Annotated in this window: 12 protein-coding genes; 5 read left to right on the forward strand and 7 right to left on the reverse strand. The window is 66.3% G+C overall.

Features of this window, described 5'->3' with window-relative positions:
- Positions 1-8: 8 nt before the first annotated feature.
- Both AC6LKG_RS16180 and AC6LKG_RS16185 read right to left on the reverse strand, forming a co-directional pair.
- Positions 9-1,901: a TRAP transporter large permease gene (locus AC6LKG_RS16180; RefSeq protein ID WP_498165823.1), complete on the reverse strand. Its 1,893-nt coding sequence runs from the start codon at positions 1,899-1,901 to the stop codon at positions 9-11.
- Between the two features lie 9 nt (positions 1,902-1,910).
- A complete protein-coding gene (locus AC6LKG_RS16185) occupies positions 1,911-2,933 on the reverse strand; it encodes a TRAP transporter substrate-binding protein (RefSeq protein WP_498165825.1) in 1,023 nt (340 codons plus the stop codon).
- A gap of 111 nt (positions 2,934-3,044) precedes the next feature.
- Between AC6LKG_RS16185 and AC6LKG_RS16190 the strand changes: the two genes are divergently transcribed.
- Positions 3,045-4,106, forward strand: coding sequence for a LacI family DNA-binding transcriptional regulator (locus tag AC6LKG_RS16190; protein ID WP_498165828.1), 1,062 nt, complete (start codon positions 3,045-3,047; stop codon positions 4,104-4,106).
- Between the two features lie 112 nt (positions 4,107-4,218).
- Complete coding sequence (locus tag AC6LKG_RS16195; RefSeq protein ID WP_498165831.1) at positions 4,219-6,603, forward strand: catalase; 2,385 nt, start codon at positions 4,219-4,221, stop codon at positions 6,601-6,603.
- A 130-nt stretch (positions 6,604-6,733) separates the two neighbouring features.
- Here the strand turns inward: AC6LKG_RS16195 and AC6LKG_RS16200 are convergent, their stop codons facing one another.
- The 4 genes from AC6LKG_RS16200 to AC6LKG_RS16215 form a co-directional block, all read right to left on the reverse strand.
- Positions 6,734-8,239 carry a tripartite tricarboxylate transporter permease gene (locus tag AC6LKG_RS16200; protein WP_498165833.1) on the reverse strand — a complete coding sequence of 502 codons (1,506 nt, stop codon included), beginning with the start codon at positions 8,237-8,239 and terminating at the stop codon, positions 6,734-6,736.
- 14 nt (positions 8,240-8,253) lie between these two features.
- On the reverse strand, positions 8,254-8,676 hold the full coding sequence (locus AC6LKG_RS16205; protein WP_498165836.1) for a tripartite tricarboxylate transporter TctB family protein: 423 nt from the start codon (positions 8,674-8,676) through the stop codon (positions 8,254-8,256).
- 396 nt (positions 8,677-9,072) lie between these two features.
- On the reverse strand, positions 9,073-11,781 hold the full coding sequence (locus AC6LKG_RS16210; protein ID WP_498165838.1) for an autotransporter family protein: 2,709 nt from the start codon (positions 11,779-11,781) through the stop codon (positions 9,073-9,075).
- Between the two features lie 485 nt (positions 11,782-12,266).
- Positions 12,267-13,085: an IclR family transcriptional regulator gene (locus tag AC6LKG_RS16215; protein WP_498165841.1), complete on the reverse strand. Its 819-nt coding sequence runs from the start codon at positions 13,083-13,085 to the stop codon at positions 12,267-12,269.
- 126 nt (positions 13,086-13,211) lie between these two features.
- Between AC6LKG_RS16215 and AC6LKG_RS16220 the strand changes: the two genes are divergently transcribed.
- From AC6LKG_RS16220 to AC6LKG_RS16230, 3 genes are all read left to right on the forward strand, one after another.
- Positions 13,212-14,033 carry an enoyl-CoA hydratase/isomerase family protein gene (locus tag AC6LKG_RS16220; RefSeq protein ID WP_498165844.1) on the forward strand — a complete coding sequence of 274 codons (822 nt, stop codon included), beginning with the start codon at positions 13,212-13,214 and terminating at the stop codon, positions 14,031-14,033.
- Positions 14,030-16,135: an acetate--CoA ligase family protein gene (locus AC6LKG_RS16225; RefSeq protein WP_498165847.1), complete on the forward strand. Its 2,106-nt coding sequence runs from the start codon at positions 14,030-14,032 to the stop codon at positions 16,133-16,135. Before AC6LKG_RS16220 ends, AC6LKG_RS16225 begins: the two co-directional genes overlap by 4 nt.
- A 103-nt stretch (positions 16,136-16,238) precedes the next feature.
- The gene (locus tag AC6LKG_RS16230; RefSeq protein WP_498165850.1) at positions 16,239-17,231 is read left to right on the forward strand and encodes a Bug family tripartite tricarboxylate transporter substrate binding protein; all 993 of its coding nucleotides are present in this window, start codon (positions 16,239-16,241) and stop codon (positions 17,229-17,231) included.
- A 73-nt stretch (positions 17,232-17,304) separates the two neighbouring features.
- Here AC6LKG_RS16230 and AC6LKG_RS16235 read toward each other — a convergent pair whose 3' ends face one another.
- Positions 17,305-18,273 carry a Bug family tripartite tricarboxylate transporter substrate binding protein gene (locus AC6LKG_RS16235; RefSeq protein ID WP_498165852.1) on the reverse strand — a complete coding sequence of 323 codons (969 nt, stop codon included), beginning with the start codon at positions 18,271-18,273 and terminating at the stop codon, positions 17,305-17,307.
- Positions 18,274-18,280: the final 7 nt, after the last annotated feature.

The following is an 18,280-nucleotide window of genomic DNA, read 5'->3' on the forward strand; positions in this document are numbered from 1 at the left end:
GCGCGGGTTCAGGAAGGAGACTTGAGAAAGCCGGTCGAGATCCAGGGGAAGGCGGCGACGATGACCAGCCCGACCAGCAGCGCGGCGATGTAGCCCCAGATCGGGCGGATGCCTTCGTCGGGATCGACGCGGCTGATGGCGCAGGCGCCGTAGTAGCCGACGCCGAAGGGCGGCGCGAACAGGCCGATGCCCATGGCGAAGATCACCACCATGGCGTAATGCACCTCGTGCACGCCGGCCTGCGCCGCCACCGGAAACAGCAACGGCCCGAACAGCACGATGGCGGGAATGCCTTCCAGCACGCTGCCCAGGATGATGAAGGCCACGATCGACACGGCCAGGAAACCGTAACTGCCGCCCGGCATGCCGGCCATCAGCCGCGCCAGGTCGCCCGAGAAGCCCGATTGCGTCAGGGCCCAGGCCATGGCGGTGGCGCAGCCGACGATCAGCATGATGGCGCCTGACAACGAGGCGGTCTCGATCAGCATGGGCTTGAGCCGCGCCAGGTCGAAGCGCCGGTAGATCAGCGCGCCCACCAGCGCCGAATAGACGATGCCGATGGTGGAGACCTCGGTGGCGGTGGCCACGCCTTCGACCACCGCGGCGCGGATCACGAAGGGCAGCGCCACGGCCGGCAGGGCGATGACGAAGAAGCGGCCAATCTCGCGCGGCGCAAAGCGCTGCGCCAGGCTCAGGTCTTCCTTGCGGTAGCGCCACCAGACCACCGAGCACAGCGCCAGTCCCAGCACCACGGCAGGCAGCAGGCCGCCGGTGAAGAGGGCGGCGATCGATACGCCGGTGACCGAGCCGATGGTGATCAGCACGATCGACGGCGGAATGGTCTCGGTCTGCGCGCCGGTGGCCGCCAGCAGCGCCACCAGGTCGCCCGGCTTGGCGCCGCGCTTGCGCATCTCGGGAAACAGCACCGGCGCGATCGCCGCCATGTCGGCAATCTTCGAGCCCGAGATGCCCGACACCAGGTACATGGCCCCGATCAGCACGTACGACAGGCCGCCGCGCACGTGACCCAGCAGGCTGGCCAGGAACTGGATCATGGCGCGCGCCATGCCGGTCATCTCGATCAGCGAGCCCAGGAAGATGAACAGCGGCACCGCCAGCAGCATCAGGTGCGACATGCCTTCGTCCAGGCGGCCCACCATCACCAGCATCGGCGTGTTGGTGGTCAGCGCCAGGTACGAGAATGTCGCCAGCGCGAACGAGAACGCGATTGGCACGCCGGCGAACACGGTGGCGGCAACCACAGCGACGAAGAAAATCAGCAGGTTGAGCTTGCCCAGTCCCGCGAACAGCGGCTGCGCCAGCCAGAACGCGGCGACGATCAGCGCCGCGCCCGCCAGCGCCAGCAGCAGTTGGGGCAGGGTCTGCGTGCGCAGCAACCGCAACAGCGCCACCACCGCCATCAGGCCCATGCCGACCGGAATGGCGGCTGCGCGCCAAGCGTTGCTCAACTCCAGCGCCGGCGTGATGATGAAGTGTTCCTCATGCGCATATTCGATGGCGGGCGCCAGGATCAGGAACAGGAAGGCGAGCGAGGCGGCCAGCGCGCCAGCCTCCAGTTGCGCGCGGCGCGCCGCGCCAATGTGGTTGACCAGCGCCGTCATGCGCATGTGTTCGCCACGGCGCAGCGCTACCACGGCGCCCAGCATCGACAGCCACAGGAACAGGATCGAGGCCAGTTCATCCGACCACACCAGCGGGCTGTGGAACACGTAGCGCGCCACCACGCCGGCGAACAGCACCGCGATCTCGACCAGCACCAGGACGGCCGCCACGCATTCGACCAGGCCGCCCAGCGCCGCGTCCAGCGCCTCGGCCGCGCGTCGCAGCGGATGGGCCGGCAACACCGGCGCGCCGGCATGGGAAGAGGATAGCGAGGACATGACGCGGCCTCAGGCGAGCTTGCCGACGGCCTGCTCCAGCAGGCCCCAGGCCTGCTGGCCGAATCGCTGCCGCCATTCGCTGTAGAACCCGGCCTTGCGCAACTGCTCGCGGAAACTGTCGGCGGAGGGCTGGTTGAACACCAGGCCCTTGCCTTCCAGGTCGGCCTGCACCGAGGCGTTGAGCTTTTTGATGTCCTCGCGCTGCGCCAGCCCGGCCTCGTTGATGCCGCGCGCCACCACCGTCTTCAGGTCCTGCGGCAGGCCTTCCCACATGCGGCCGTTGGCGATGAACCAGTAGCCGTCCCAGATGTGGTTGGTCAGCGAGCAGTACTTCTGCACCTCGTACAGCTTGGCCACCTGGATGATGGGCAGCGGGTTTTCCTGCGCGTCCACCACCTTGGTCTGCAGCGAGGAATAGACCTCGCTGAACTGCAGGCTGGCCGGCGCCGCGCCCAGGCCCTTGAACATGGAGATGGGCAGCGGGCTGACCGGCACGCGGATCTTCAGCCCGTCCATGTCGGCGGCGCGAGTGACCGGCGCCTTGCTGCTGGTGGTCTGGCGAAAGCCGTTGTCCCACATCTTCTCGAAGGCATAGAGGCGGCGCTGCGCGATGGCGGCGCGCACGTGGGCGCCGAGCGCGCCGTCCATGGCGCCCCAGACCTGGCCATAGTCCTTGAAGGCGAAGCCGACGGCGTTGATGGCGGCCACCGGCACCAGCGTGGCGATCACCAGCGCCGACGGCGTGAAGAAGTCGATGCCGCCCGAACGCACCTGGGCCAGCATGTCGGTGTCGCCGCCGAGCTGGTTGTTGGGGAAGATCTTGATGTCGACGCGGCCATTGCTTTCCTTGAGGATGCGGTCGGCGGCTTCCTGTGCACGGATGTTCAACGGGTGCGAGACGGGCAGGTTGTTGCCGTACTTGAGCGAATAGTCGGCGGCACGGGCGATCAACGGAAAACCGCCGCCCAGGGCGGCCGCGGCGGGAAGGGCGCACAGACGGCGCAAGGCACTGCGGCGGGTGAGCAGCTTCATGGTTGTCTCCAGAATCTTGGTTATGATGTTTTTTGAGGTGCCACAGAAGTCCATCGCGCTGAGGCATGACGGACAATAGTGAACCGGCGCCCGCATCGTCAAACCCAAACAATGATGGTTTTTGATGTGAACAAGCCAACTCGAGAACGCAAGCTGGCGACCCTGGCCGAGGTCGCGGCGCTGGCCGGCGTGTCCACCGCCACGGCCGACCGCGTGCTGAACCGGCGCCCCGGCGTGCGCAACAGCACCGCGCAGCGCGTGCTCAAGGCCGCCGCCGAACTCGATTACCTGCCCGAGGCCGACCTGTATGCGGCCATGGCGCCCGAGCCCATGCGGCTGGTGATCCTGTTGCCGCGCGGCAGCAACCGCTTCCTGCGCATGCTGGGCGACAGCGTGAGCTACGCGCACGAACACTTCGCGCCGCTCAACGCGCGCTGCCAGGTGGATTACGTCGAGAGCTTCAACCCCGAAGCCCTGGCGCAGGCGCTGCTGCATCACGGCAGGCGCGCCGACGGCATCGCCTTCATGGCGCTGGAGCATCCGGTGGTGCGCGAAGCCGTCAATCTGCTGGCCGAACGTGGCGTGCCGGCGGTGACGCTGATCTCCGACCTGGCCAACAGCGCCCGCGTGGCCTACGTGGGCCTGGACAACCGCGCCGCCGGCCGCACCGCCGGCTACCTGATCGCGCGCTTCATTGGCCCGCGCGCCGCGCACGTGGCGCTGATCGCCGGTTCGCGTCACTACCGTGCCCATGAGGAACGCGAGGGCGGCTTCCTGCAGTTGTACGCCGAGCAGTTCCAGGCCATGCAGGTGGTGGATCTGCGCGAAGGCTACGACGACGCGCAGCGCAACTACGAACAGACGCGGCAGTTGCTGGAGCAATACCCACAGTTGGCTGGCATCTACAACATCGGCGGCGCGTCCGACGGCGTGGCGCGGGCGCTTAAAGAGGCCGGCCTGCAGCATCGCGTGGTGTTCATCGGCCATGGCCTGACGCCGGACACGCGCGCGCTGCTGATCGACGGCACCATGGACGCCGTCATCACGCAAAGCCCGGTCGAGGCGCTGATGAGCTGCGTGCGCATCTTCTGCAACGTGCGCGACAAGCGCAGCCCCATGAGCGGCGTGGAGATGAACCGCAGTCAGGTGATCCTGCGCGAGAACCTGCCATAGGGGGCTGCTATCCCGCCGAAGGCGGGTACGCCGCTTGCTGCCGGCAACCGATCTCGCCGCGCCGGCCTGCTGCCGGACGCGCAGAGGTATCGGCGCATACAAGGAGATTTCCATGGCAAGCAAGCGAACCAGCAGGGCCGGCACGCATGGCCCCGTCGAGACGGCGTTCGACAATACCGACAGCGGGCCCGCCACGCCGCCCGCCGCAGGCAGCGGTTCCCCCGCCCTGCGGCGGGCCGCGGCGGTGGCAGCGATGGCCGAGGTGCTGCCGCAGCATCCGAACAAAGCCGACGAGTACGGCGAAGAGGGGGCGCGCCGCCCCTATCGGGGCGCCCAGGCGGCGCTGCCAGATGCGTCGGCGGGGGCCAGTTCCCTGTCCGAGCGCGAGCACAACGCCAAGACGGGCGCGGCCGCCGAGCCGGGGGTGAACGCGGCCGGCGGGCCGCTGGGCCGGGTGCGCGCGGACGGGCAGGGGCAGGCGCTGACCACCAACCAGGGCGTGCCCATCAGCGATAACCAGCATTCGCTCAAGGCCGGCCTGCGCGGCCCCGCGCTGCTCAAGGACTTCATCCTGCGTGAAAAAATTACGCATTTCGACCACGAGCGCATCCCGGAGCGGATCGTGCATGCGCGGGGCTCGGCTGCGCACGGCTATTTTGAATGCTACGAGCCTTTGACCGACCTGACTTGCGCGTCGCCGTTCGCTCGCAAAGGCAAGCGCACTCCCGTGTTCGCGCGCTTTTCGACGGTGGCGGGCGAGCGCGGCTCGAAGGACACGGCGCGCGATGTGCGCGGGTTCGCCGTCAAGTTCTATACCGACGAGGGCAATTGGGACCTGGTGGGCAACAACATGCCCGTCTTCTTCATCCAGGACGCCATGAAGTTTCCCGACCTGGTGCACGCGCTCAAGCCCGAACCGCACCATGGCATGCCCCAGGCGGCCTCGGCGCACGACACCTTCTGGGACTTCGTCTCGCTGATGCCGGAGTCGACCCACATGCTGATGTGGCTGATGTCCGACCGCGCCATTCCGCGAAGCTACCGCATGATGCAGGGCTTCGGCGTGCACACCTTCCGCTTCGTCAATGGGCGTGGCGAATCGCGCCTGGTGAAGTTCCACTGGAATCCGCTGTTGGGAACGCACTCGCAGGTGTGGGACGAGGCCGTGAAGGTATCGGGCGCCGATCCCGATTTTCATCGCCGCGACCTGTGGGAGGCGATCGACGCCGGACAGGGGCCGCAATGGGAACTCGGCGTGCAGGTGTTCACCGAGGAAGAAGCCGAGCGCTTCAGCTTCGATGTGCTGGATGCGACCAAGCTCGTTCCCGAGGAACTGGTGCCGGTGCGGCCGGTCGGGCGCATGGTGCTGGATCGCAATCCGGACAACTTCTTCGCCGAGACCGAACAGGTGGCTTTCTGCACGGCCCACGTGGTGCCAGGGGTCGACTTCACCAACGACCCGCTGCTGGCCGGACGGATCCATTCCTACGTCGATACGCAGATCTCCAGGCTGGGCGGCCCCAATTTCCATGAGATCCCGATCAACGCGCCGTTGGCGCCGGTTCACAATAACCAGCGCGATGGCATGCACCGGCAGGCGGTGCATCGCGGCCGAGTCGCCTACGAGCCCAACTCGCTGGCTGGCGGCTGCCCGTTCCAGGCCGGCATGGAGGGTTATGTGTCGTTTCCGGAACCCATTGCCGGCGACGAACTGCGCGGCCATCCCGCGCGGTTCGCCGAACACTACAACCAGGCGAGCCTGTTCTACCACAGCCAGGAGGACTGGGAGCGCCGCCACCTGGAAAGCGCCTTCGCCTTCGAACTGAGCAAGGTGACGGTCGCGGCCATTCGCCAACGCATGGTGGCATCGCTGCGCAATGTGTCCGACGCATTGGCGCAGGCGGTCGCCGACCAGTTGGGCATGGCGTTGCCCGAACCGATGCCGCGCGCCACGCGCGATGCGCCCAGTCCGGAAGTGGCGCGGTCGCCCGCGCTGTCGCTGACGGCGCGGCCGGGCCAAAGCGGCGTGGCCACGCGCAAGGTGGCCATACTGGTCGCCAAGGGTGTGGACGGCGCGGGCGTGTCGGCACTGGCGCAAGCCTTGATGAAGGCCGGGGTGGTGGTGCGCCTGGTGGGGCAGCACATCGGCCCGGTGGCTACCGCCGACGGCGGCTCGCTCGATGCCGATGCCTCGCTGGACAATCAGCCTTCCGGCCTGTTCGACGGCATGGCGTTGCCGGCCGGCGCGGCCGCCACCGAGCGCTGGCTGGAGGACGGAAGGGCGCTGGAGTTCGTGCGCGACAGCTATCGCCACGGCAAGACGCTGCTGGCGCTGGGCGAAAGCGCCAGTGTGCTGGAGGCCGCCGGCCTCGATCCCTCGCGCGAGGATGCGGGAGTGATCGTGGGCGATACGTCCGCCAAGGTCACGTCCGGCTTCATCGAAGCGCTGGCGCGGCACCGCCACCCGCAGCGCGAGACGCTGCCGGCGCGCGTTTGAGCCTGCGGCGCGGGCCGTCGGGCGGTCGGCGGCCGGGCGCCTGACGGCAAGGTGGGGCAGGGCGGGCAAAAAAATGCCCGGGTATCGATGCCGATCCCGGGCAAAGAGCCAACTGTCTGTACTGCCCTTGTCAGTCGGCCTCGACAAACGCCTCTTCACGTTTCTTGCGCAGGGCAGGCAACGCCACCAGCACCAGCAGCACGCCGGCGGCCGCCAGCAGCGACGCCGACAATGGCCGCGTCACGAAGGTGCTGAAGTCGCCGCGTGACAGCAGCAGGGCGCGCCGGAAGTTCTCTTCCATCATGGGACCGAGCACCAGGCCGAGCAGCAGCGGCGCACCTTCGCAGCCGAGCTTGCTCCAGATGTAGCCGATGATGCCGAAGACGGCGAACATGAAGATGTCGAAGGTGTTGTAGTTCAGTGAATACACCCCGATCGTGCAGAACACCAGGATCGCCGGGAACAGCATGCGATAGGGCACGCGAAGCAGCTTCACCCAGATGCCGATGAGCGGCAGGTTCAGGATGACCAGCATCAGGTTGCCGATCCACATCGATGCGATCAAGCCCCAGAACAGCTCGGGGTGGCTCGACATCACCTGCGGGCCGGGCTGGATGTTGTGAATGGTCATCGCGCCGACCATCAGCGCCATCACGGCGTTGCCGGGAATCCCAAGCGTCAGCAGCGGAATGAACGAGGTTTGCGCGCCCGCGTTGTTGGCGGATTCGGGGCCCGCCAGGCCGGCCGGGTGGCCAGTGCCAAAGCGCTCGGGCTGCCGCGACAGCTTCTTCTCGAGCGCATAGGACGCGAACGCCGACAGCACCGAACCGCCGCCTGGCAGGATACCCAGCGCCGAACCCAGCGCCGTGCCGCGCACGATGGCGGGCGCGGCCTCGCGGAATTCTTCCCGGCTGGGATAGAGCGAGCCCACCTTGTCGGTAATCTCGACGCGCTGCTCCTTGAGTTCGAGATTCGCCATGATTTCGGACAGGCCGAACACCCCCATCGCCACCACCGCGAAGTCGATGCCGTCTTGCAGCTCGGGCACGCCGAAGTCATAGCGGGCAACGCCGGAATTCACATCGGTGCCGACCATGCCGAGCAGCAGGCCCAGCAGAATCATGCAGATGGCCTTGGGCAACGATCCCGACGCCAGCACCACCGCGCCGATCAGGCCCAGCGCCATCAGCGAGAAATACTCCGCCGGCCCGAAGGCGAATGCCACCTCGGCCAGCGGCGGGGCGAACGCCGCGATCAGCACCGTGGCCACGCTGCCCGCGAAGAATGAGCCGATGGCGGCCAGCGCCAGTGCCGATCCGGCGCGTCCGTTGCGGGCCATCTGATGGCCATCGAGCACCGTCACCACCGCCGATGTTTCGCCTGGCAGGTTCACCAGAATCGCGGTGGTCGACCCGCCGTACTGCGTGCCGTAGTAAATGCCCGCCAGCATGATGAGGCCGGCCGTGGGCGGCAGCACATAGGTAATGGGCAGCAGCATGGCGATGGTGGGCACCGGGCCCAGGCCGGGCAGCACGCCCACCAGGGTGCCCAGCAGGCAGCCCAGGAATGCGTAGAACAGATTCTCGGGCGTAATCGCCACCGAGAAACCCAGGATCAGGTTGTGCAGCAGTTCCATGATTGTCTCCCCGCTCAGTTGCTCATGAAGCTCGGCCAGAGCGGAAAGATCAGGCCCAGTCCGCGTATGAAGGCGAGGTAGGAGAAGAGCACCAGGAACAGTCCGTTGGCGACCGCCACTTTCCAGTTGAATTCATGGCTGGCGACGCTGCTGACGATCACCAGCAGGAAGACGGAGAGGTACAGCCCCAGCGATTGCAGCGCGAAGCCGTATAGCGCGACCGACCCCACCACCAGGGCGACGATGCGAAAGTCGAAGCGGGTGATGGTGGTCTGCGCGGCGCGCCGCGACAGCGAGCCCAGCAGCACGATCGCGCCCACCAGCGCCAGCACGACGCCGAGCCAGAAGGGAAAGTACCCGGGGCCCATGCGCGCCGCGGTCCCCATGCTGTACTGCGTTGCGTGCAACGCGAAACCCGTGCCCAGGGCGATGAACATCCCCCCGGACCAAAAATCCTGTTTATTCCTTATCAAGTTGCTGTCTCCCTGGTGTGGCGTTCCCACTCGGGTGAAATGCGGATGAGAACGCGCTTGATATGCGCATCAGAAGCTGTCGTGGATGTCATTTTCTCGACAGCTACATGAAAGCGTGCCTGCATCCTACGCGACATGTTTTTTGATGAGAACCGGGTGAAACTACTGAATTTATGCGGGATATCCCTCAATTTTCCCTGTGCGCGGCGCGGTTCGAAAAAATGAACTCCAGTGAACACTGTGTGAACACCGCGCACTGGCACGGGCTGTTGCGAGCCCCGATGGCGCGTGGCCGGCGGGGGCCGGCACGCCGCCCGCGCAGTCCTCGCCCCGGCCCATCGTCCGGGTCCGGCAGCGTTCCTAGAACATCATGCGCAAGCCCACGGTGCCCGTGACGGCGTAGCTGCCGGAGAAGTCCGCATCCGCGTCGACCTGCCCATAGACGGCATAGCGGCTGCCCCAGGTGTAGTTGGCGCCCACGCCGAGATTGCCCCAGGTGCGCGACATGCGGCTGACGACAGGCACATCCGCCACCTGTATCCGCGTACCGTCCAGGAACTCGTGTTTCAGGTTCACCACGCCATAGACACTAGAACGGCTGTCCACGCCCGCCGCCTGCCCATCGCCCCTGTAGTCCAGCGCGATGCCCAAGCGGCCCAGCAGGCTGTTGCCCTTGTCGCTTTCGACGCGCGCGCCGAATCTATCGCTGAAGCGGTCGAAGCGCGTCGAGACATACGTCACCTGCGCCTGCGGCACCAGGGCCAGCCCGTCGCGCAATCCGAACGCCTTGCCGGCTTCGATGCCGAACCCATAGCTTTGCGCCTTGCCGCCGTCCTTCAGCTTGCCCGCCAGCCGGGATTTCAGGTCGCTGTCGAACCAGGTCGCCTGCGCCTGGGCGTCGACATAGGTGCCGTCGCTGCCATACCAGGTCAGCGTGGGCATCAGGCCGTAGCGAGTGGTGTCGATGGAGCCGTTGCCGTACATCGACGACACGCGGGTGTCCGACGTGCCGTAGTGCAGGGCCAGCCCGCCCACCAGGCGCGAACCATCCTGTTGCCCGGCCAGGATGCGGTCCACCCCGATTTGCATCTGCCAGTCGTCGATATCCTGCCGCTGTCCGGTGGTGGAAACGGACGGATCGAGCCGGCTGGTCGAGCCTTCCATGCGTGCCCACACCCCGCTGTGTCCGGCGCCCTGCGGATCGTAGAGACGATCGCCGACCCGCTGGCGCAGCGTGGGCAGCTTGCTCAGTTGCATCAGTGTGTTGGCGTAGGCTTCGTACACCGGCACGCCGGGCTGGTACAACGGACCTTGGGTGGCCGGGGAACCGCCGCCGGGCTGCGATGTGCCGGGAGCGGTCGGGGACGATCGCAGATACCAGTTCCCGTCGGCCGGGTCCTGCTGCAGCAAATAGCCATAGGCCCCGGCCACCAGCGCCGGCTGTCCGTCGAACACGTAGTCGCCGTTGGCAAGATTGAATTGGCCCGTGGAGACGCCGTTGACCTGCACGACCTGTATGCCCTGCTGGGTCTGCGCCCCGGTGCCGCCGATGTTCTGCACCGTGACCGGCGTGGCGCCCGCGCTGGCGCCTGTGATCACCAGCTTGTCTGTCGGCGAGCCATCGCCGCCCAGCCGCGTGCGGATTTCCAGGCCGCCACCCTGCGCGGCATAGTCGCCGGCGATCGTCAGGGTGCCGAACCCGCTGCGCGGGCCCGGCGCGATGGTACCCTGGTTGGTCGTTGCTCCGACGCGTCCGGTTCCGGTCAGGCGCGCGCCGGCGAGCACATCCACCGGCCCGCCGAGGACGCCATCGACCTGCAGCGTGCCGGCCCGTACGTTGGCGTTGCCGGTGAACGCCGCGCTGTCGCCCGACAAGGTCAGTATGCCGGCGCCAAGCTTGTTGAAGCTGGACGTGCCCGAGAATGCGGTAACCACGCCCACCTCGTGGCCGTTGGTATCGAACCAGGCGCCGCCGCCGCCCACCGACTGCGTGGCGAAGCCCCTCAGGAAATTGCCCTCGTCCCGGTTGGCGCGCAGGATGCCGCCGTCCAGATTGACGGTGACGTTGCCGGCGCCTTTGACGAGCGAGCCGGTCTCCAGCACGCCCCGGCCGCTGGCATCGCCGTTCAGGTTCAGCGTGCCGGTGGCGGTGCTGTCGATAGCCACCCAGGTATCGCTGGCCGCGATGGCCAGCCCGCCCTTGTCGATCGTGAGCGTTCCCGTGCCCGCCGAGCCGATCTCGATGCGGTCGGTGGCCGAGAGTGTCGAGGTGTCGCCGGTCGCGCTCGACACGGTGACCGTGCCGACGCCGGTCACACCCCTGCCGATGTAGACCGTTGCCGCGGCGCCGGGCTGGGTCGATCCCTCGGTGCTGACGCTGGCGCCATCCCGGACCAGCAGTTCCCCGGTTCCGTCCAGGCCGACGTAGATATTGTTCAAGGGGTCCCAGACCGAGCCGGGGCCCGATACGGTAACGTGGCCTTCGCCGCCGGCGTTCCAGCCGATGATCGCCTGGCCGCTATGCACGGCGCCGCCATTGTCGATCTGCAGTGTCCCTTCGCCGCCCGTGCCGATCTCGAACGCGCTGGTCGTGGTGAGGTTCCAGGTGGACCCCGGCCCGGACACGGAGACCAACCCGACGCTGCCGGCATTCGAGCCGATGGCGGCCGATGCGCTTTGCGCCACGCCGCCGTTCAACAGCCGCAGTGTGCCGGTGCTGCCCGCATCGACCCCGATATAGACGGGGCCCAGGCTGGTCCAGTTGGACGCCGTCCCGCTGCCGTCACGGCCTGTCACGGTCAGCGTGCCCGCGCCGCCATTGAGATTGCCGATGAAAGCCCAGTCGTTGCGCACCGATCCGCCATCGCTGATGGTCAACGTGCCAGCGGCGGAGTCTCCGACGGTCAGATCTCCCCCTACCGTCCAGTCTGGCGATACGACCGGCCCGGGCAGCACCTGTCCGGTGCTGGAGACTGACTGGGCACAGGCCGGATTTGGCAAGCTGGCCGCGGATGCGGCCAGGATCATCCACTTCGCCAGTCCCGCATGATTGCAACTCTTGTTGACCACGACATGCCTCCCAAAGTTGATGTGGACCACACGCGATGGCTACGGCATGCGCCACGGGGTTTTCATAGGTATTTGCCCAGGCCATGCCCGGGTTTCACGCTTGCACACGGTATGCTTGCCTGCCCTTTGGTACACCGAATGCGGCACGGCAATGTCCGGATTCGGCTGGCGCCTGACTCGCAACCGTGCGGTTGCGGCCCCGCCGCTGGGCCGTATAGGGCAAGTCCTTCGCGCGCTTGGGTGCGTGGCATGCCCGACCGACACAATCTGTGTCCAAAGAGTACAGTGTGTCGCAATGTATCGCCAGGATTCAACAGTCAAGGATTGTCAAGCGCCTGTGCACCACCCGCTCATGTCCCGCACGGGAGGGACGGCGCGTTGCTGTCGACGGCGCTCGAGTTGCTCCATTTTTCCCGCTCAGTTCGGACGCGCTGAAAGAACCAATAAGGCGTCCCTCGTTGAACGCCGCGGGTTGGGATCGTGGCTCAGCGGATATCTTCGCGCCGGGCGATCTGCTGGATGATTCGGTCCTTCAACGCCAACAGATCGTCCGCATATCGTCGGGCGGTCGGCGCGGAAGGCTCGTCGGTTGCCAGGCTGAGATTCAGCGCCAAGGTGCGCCCGCCAGGAAGGATCAGCGGCGTGGACAACGCGACTACGCCGGGCTGCCAGGAAGCGACGCAATAATCGTGGGCCAGGACCGTGGCGATTGCGCTGTCGATGCCGAGCCCGATGGGCTTCCAGGTGGCGCTACGGTAACCGCGCTTGATCGTGCCTATCAGCGCATCGCGGACCGCCGCGTTCAACGTGGCCAGGTAGGCACGTCCCAGCGATGTCAGTTCAATCGGGACACGTTGCCCCGCGACGATGGTGCGCAAGGAAGCCTTGCGGTTGTACCGGAAGGACTCCAGATAGATCATCTCGGCGCGGTCGGGCGCGGCCAGCCCGACGTTGACCTTGAGCTTGAAAGACAAGGCCTGCATCAGCGGTGTGGCCGCCTTGAGCACCGGCGAGGCGCTGCGCATCGCGTGCCCAAGGCTCAACACAGGCACCGCAAGCCGGTACGCGCGCGCGGCGCGATCATGCTCCAGGAAACCGCTGGTCACCAATGTCTGCGTAAGCCGGCTGACCGTCGCCGCCGACAACTGCGTGCGTTCCGCCAGTTCGCCATTGCCCAGCAAATCGGTGCCGGGGCGAAACGCGCGCAATATCTCCAGACCGCGTTCCAGCGATCGGTTTTGGCTGACGCCATCGAACCGGTGACGGGCGTCAGGGCTGGGCGCGGGCTTCGCAGAGGGTGGCATGTAATTCCATTCTGTGGAAATAGGGCAGTGTTTTTTGCCACTGTAACGCCTACCGTGTCGTGAGTGCCAGCTAAGAAAAACCCTGCTACAGGAGCCGCTGGACTTCAGATACGACGGAGCTTAGAGATGGCGGACTATGAATTCATCAAACTTCAAACGGATCAGGGCGTGGCAACGCTGACGTTGAATCGCCCGGAGAAGCGCAACGCGATCAGCGACCCGATGCGTGCCGAGCTGATCCATGCACTGGAATCCGTTTCCCAGGATCGTGCCATCAAGGCGCTGGTGCTGACCGGCGCAGGGAAGGGGTTTTGCGCGGGCGGGGATATCTCGGGCATGCAGCGCCGCATGGATGCGCCCTCGGGCGAGGTGGCGTTCAATGGTTGGTCCCGCCAACAACGCGTGCACCATGCGGTCAGCCTGTTGTTCCGCATGCCGAAGCCGACGATTGCGGCAGTCAATGGCGCGGCCGCCGGACTGGGCGCGGACACCGCACTGAGCTGCGATTTCATCGTCGCGTCCGAGAGCGCGACCTTCACCTGGAGCTACATCGCCCGGGGGTTGATCCCGGACGGCGGCGGCATGTACTTCCTGCCGCGCCGGGTCGGTCTTGCGCGCGCCAAGGATCTGATCTACTCCGGCCGCAAGGTCGCGGCCGATGAAGCGCTCACGCTGGGCATCGCCGACCGCCTGGTCCCTGCCGGCGACGAACTGCGGGCGGCGCAGGCGTGGGCCGCGGAACTGGCGCAAGGGTCCGCCACCGCGCTGGCCCTGAGCAAGTCGATTCTGGATCAGAGTTCCGAACTGACCGCGGACCAGGTGTTCGCGATGGGTAGCCAGGCCCAGGGAATCTGCTACACCAGCACCGAGCATCGCGACTCCGTGACCGCGTTTCTGGCGAATATGGCCCAGGCCAGGACGGCCGGGGCCAAGGGAGACGCAAAATGAGCAGTCTTGCGAGGTTGCTGCAACCCGAAAGCGTGGCCGTCGTGGGGGCCTCCGCCGATCCGGCCAAGACGTCGGGCCGGCCGGTGGGTTACTTGCGCAAGCATGGATTCCAGGGCCGGGTCTACCCTGTCAACCCCAAGGTTTCCGAGATTGACGGCTTGCGTTGCTATCCCGACGTGCGATCCTTGCCTGAGGCGCCGGACGTGGCGATCGTGCTGCTTGGGGCCGATCGTACCCAACAGGCCATCCGTGATCTGGCCGCCATTGGCACGGGCGCGGCCATCGTACTGGCCAGCGGCTATTCCGAGACGGGCGAAGACGGCGCTCGGCGTCAGCGCGAGTTGCGCGAAGCGGCGGGCAGCATGCGGATCCTCGGGCCGAACACGATCGGGCTGGTCAACCTGACCGATCGCATCACCTTGTCCGCCAGCGGCGCGCTGGCGGTGGATCAACTGCACAGCGGCGCGATCGGGTTGGTGTCGCAGAGCGGCGGCATCCTGGGCGCGTTGCTGTCGCGCGCCGCGGCGCGCGGCATCGGCTTTTCCAAGCTGATCTCCACCAGCAACGAGGTCGACCTGGACCTGGCGGACTTCGTTGAGGCGTTGGCGGACGATCCCGCGACGCGCGTGATCGCGCTGTATGTGGAGACCATCCGCAACCCCAGGACATTCCGCGCGGCCGCTCGCAAGGCCGCGCTCGCTGGCAAACCTATCGTGGCCTTCAAGATCGGACGGTCGGAGTCCGGGGCGCAAGCCGCCGCGTCGCATACAGGAGCGTTGGCGGGCGCTGACGGCATGTATGACGCCCTGTTCGAGGCGGTCGGCATCATTCGCGCGCAGACGTTCTCGGATCTGCTGGATATTCCGGCCGCCTTGGCCAGCGAACGCAAGCTCGGCGGCCGCCGGGTGGCGATCCTGACATCGACGGGCGGGGCGGGCACGCTGGTCGCGGACTGCCTGGGCGTCGCGGGCTTCTCGCTGCCTGCCCCGGATGCCCGCACGGGCGAAGCGCTGCGAGCGCTGCAAAAGGGCGACCACGCGGCCTTGGACCGGAATCCGATCGACGTGACCCTGGCCGGCTTGCAGCCGGACCTGCTGCGCAGCGCAATCCGCATCGTGCTGCAGAGCGGTGATTACGATGCGCTCGTCGTGATCGTGGGCTCATCCGCCGTGGCACAGCCGGAACTGATGGCCAACGCGCTCAGGGACTCGCTCGCGTTGAGCGGCAAGCCCCTGTTGGCCTATATCAGCCCGCATGCCCCCGACGCGGCGGAGATGCTCAGCCGCTACGGCATCCCCGCGTTCCACGCGCCGGAGAGCGTCAGCGCGGCCTTGTCGGCGATGTGGCAAGTGCACGCGCGCGGCATGGATGCGGTGGCGGAGCATCCGCGAACCGCGGCGCGGGCGCCGATGATCTGCGAAGAACACGGTTCGCTCGACGAAGCCCGGGCCAAGGCGTTGTTCGCGCGCTTTGGCATCCCGGGCGTCAGGGAGATCACGGTGCGCACCGAAGCCGAGGCGATCGAGGCGGCCCGGAAGCTGGGGCCGCGCGTGGTGCTTAAGCTCTTGTCCGGCGAAATCACGCACAAAAGCGATGTCGGCGGCGTTGCCGTCAATATCGCCCCGCAGGATGTCGCCCAGCGGCTGCGGCAAATGGCAGCCGATGTGCGGCGGCATACCGGTAGTGGGCCCGAGGCATATCTGGTCCAGGAAATGGTGTCCGGCGCGGCGGAGGTGATCGTCGGCTTGTACAGGGATCCATTGGGCACGGCCATTCTGTTGGGCATGGGCGGCGTGGTGGCCGAACTGGTCCGCGACACGACCTTGCTGCTGTTGCCGGAGGATGGTTCGGCGTTGGGGGCGGATCAGGTCGAAGCGGCCTTGCGGCGCCTGAAGACGTGGCCTCTGCTGGATGGATATCGCGGACGGGGGCGCGCGGACGTGCCCGCGCTTGTCCAGGCCGTGCTGGCGTTCTCGCGCATGGCCGAGGCTTTGCGGGATCAGTTGCTGGAAGCCGAGATCAATCCGCTGTTTGTCCGGCCTTTGGGGCAGGGGGTGTGCGCGGCCGACGGCATCGCCGTCTTGCGGGGTACGCCAGCCTAGTTCCAACAGGTGGAATTCGTGGGGTGGCATACGAGTTTGCCGCTCCTACACTTTTCTCATGCGCCGCACTCAGACAGGCGCAGGAAATATCAGGAGACAAATCATGAAAAATAGCCAGGTCACGACGCGACGCATCAAGGCGTTTGGCGCCATCCTGTTGACGGCGGGGGTGCTGGCCGCGCCACAGGCATGGGCTGCCTTCCCGGATCGCCCATTGCGGATCGTGGTGCCGTTCACCCCCGGCGGCGGTACCGATATTGTCGCGCGTCAATTGGCCAAGGGACTGACGGAGGAATTGGGCCAGTCGGTGGTGGTTGAGAATCGTCCGGGCGGCAGCACGATCATCGGCACCGAGAACGTCGCAAAGAGCCCGGCCGACGGCTACACCATGTTGATGTCGACCTTTGCACACGCGGTCAACCCGGCCATACACAAGAAGCTGCCCTATGACACGGACAAGGCGTTTGCGCCGGTGGCGATGATCGGGAAGTCTCCCAACGTATTGGTGGTGTCACCCAAATCCCGCTTCAAGAGCGTGCAGGATATTCTCACGTATGCGCGGGCCAATCCGGGCAAGTTGACGTTCGGATCGTACGGCAATGGCACGTCTGCGCACTTGGCGGGGGAATTGTTCAAGAGCCTGGGCAAGATCGACATCCTGCTTGTACCGTACAAGGGCGCGGGCCCCGGGATCAATGACCTGATGGGCGGGCAGATCGACATGATCTTCTCCACCTCGGCCAGCGTCAGCGGCCACGTAAAGAGTGGGCAATTGCGCGCATTGGCGGTGACGACCAAGGATCGCTCGCCCGCCTATCCGGGCGTTCCCACGGTGGCGGAATCCGGCGAGCCGGGGTACTTCGTCGATAGCTGGTACGGCGTGTTCGTGCCGCAAGGCACCCCCAAGGCGGTCATCGACCAGTTGAACACGGCAATCAAGAAGGCGTCGAACGAACCCGAATTCAAAAAGGCGCTGGAGCTGGAAGGCCTGGTCGCCACGGTGGGAACGCCCGACGCGCTGGGGGAATACGTGAAGCAGGAAGAAGCCCGCTGGAGCAAGATCATCAAGGACGCGGGAATTACCGACAACCCTTGAAGGCCCGGCCTATCGCCGCAATACAAAGCGCGCCCCGATCGGGGCGCGCTGCATGTTGGCTTGCGGGATGGCCTTATTCGGCTTTGACGTTGCCTGCCTTGATGACCGCCGCCCATTTGGCGGTGTCTTTTTGCACCAGATCGCGGAATTCTTCGGGCGACGAGGAGCTGGGTTCCACTCCCAGGCTGGCCAGGTTGGCGATCAGCGCGTTGGCCTTCAGGCTGCTGCGCACGGCGCCGTTCAGCCTGGCCACGACATCGGCCGAAACGCCCTTGGGCGCAAACACGCCGTACCAGTTGCTCGCTTCCACGTTCGGGATGCCCTGCTCCGCCAGCGTGGGCACGTCGGGCAGGGATTTCAGCCGCGCGGGCGCCGCGACGCCAAGCGCCACGAGCTGTCCATCCTTGATGAATGGCATCAGGCCCGAAACGTCTCCGAAAAATGCCTCGACGTGACCGCCGATGGTGTCGGCGATGGCCGGCGCGGCGCCCTTGTAGGCGACATGCAGGAAGTCGACCTTCGTCTGGTTCTTGAATAGCTCGATGGTCATGTGAGGCATGCTGCCCACGCCCGACGAAGCCAGGGTAGCGGGTTCGCTGCGTTTGGCCGCGGCGGCGACATAGTCCGAGGCGGTCTTGATCGGAGTCCTGGGAGACACCACCAGCACTTCGGGCGTATGCACCACCAGCGCGATCGGCGTGAAGTCTTCGGCGGGCTTGTAGGACAAGCTGGGATACAAAGACGGGTTGATCGCGATGGCGCCCGCCGAACTCAGGAACAGCACGCTGCCATCCGCGGGGCTGCGCATCACATAGTTGGCGGCGATGGCTCCGTTTGCCCCCGGCTTGTTTTCAACGATGACGGCGGTTTTGAGTTCTGCTTCAAGCTCCTTGGCCAGAATGCGCGCCAGGGAATCGGCCGGACCGCCGGGGGGGAAAGCCACTACCAGGCGCGTAGGCTGCGCGGCGATGCTGACGCTGGAAAGCGCGAATGCGGCCGCCAGGGCGCCGCCCAGAATGGTGTCGAGAATTCTATGTTTCATGGTGATT

Source organism: Achromobacter sp. 46006 (assembly GCF_059761975.1).

Bases quoted from the DNA above. Each gene is read 5' to 3' on its own strand.
- AC6LKG_RS16180 (WP_498165823.1), bottom strand. From the start codon at position 1,901: ATGTCCTCGCTATCCTCTTCCCATGCCGGCGCGCCGGTGTTGCCGGCC.
- AC6LKG_RS16185 (WP_498165825.1), bottom strand. From the start codon at position 2,933: ATGAAGCTGCTCACCCGCCGCAGTGCCTTGCGCCGTCTGTGCGCCCTT.
- AC6LKG_RS16190 (WP_498165828.1), top strand. From the start codon at position 3,045: ATGATGGTTTTTGATGTGAACAAGCCAACTCGAGAACGCAAGCTGGCG.
- AC6LKG_RS16195 (WP_498165831.1), top strand. From the start codon at position 4,219: ATGGCAAGCAAGCGAACCAGCAGGGCCGGCACGCATGGCCCCGTCGAG.
- AC6LKG_RS16200 (WP_498165833.1), bottom strand. From the start codon at position 8,239: ATGGAACTGCTGCACAACCTGATCCTGGGTTTCTCGGTGGCGATTACG.
- AC6LKG_RS16205 (WP_498165836.1), bottom strand. From the start codon at position 8,676: ATGTTCATCGCCCTGGGCACGGGTTTCGCGTTGCACGCAACGCAGTAC.
- AC6LKG_RS16215 (WP_498165841.1), bottom strand. From the start codon at position 13,085: ATGCCACCCTCTGCGAAGCCCGCGCCCAGCCCTGACGCCCGTCACCGG.
- AC6LKG_RS16220 (WP_498165844.1), top strand. From the start codon at position 13,212: ATGGCGGACTATGAATTCATCAAACTTCAAACGGATCAGGGCGTGGCA.
- AC6LKG_RS16225 (WP_498165847.1), top strand. From the start codon at position 14,030: ATGAGCAGTCTTGCGAGGTTGCTGCAACCCGAAAGCGTGGCCGTCGTG.
- AC6LKG_RS16230 (WP_498165850.1), top strand. From the start codon at position 16,239: ATGAAAAATAGCCAGGTCACGACGCGACGCATCAAGGCGTTTGGCGCC.
- AC6LKG_RS16235 (WP_498165852.1), bottom strand. From the start codon at position 18,273: ATGAAACATAGAATTCTCGACACCATTCTGGGCGGCGCCCTGGCGGCC.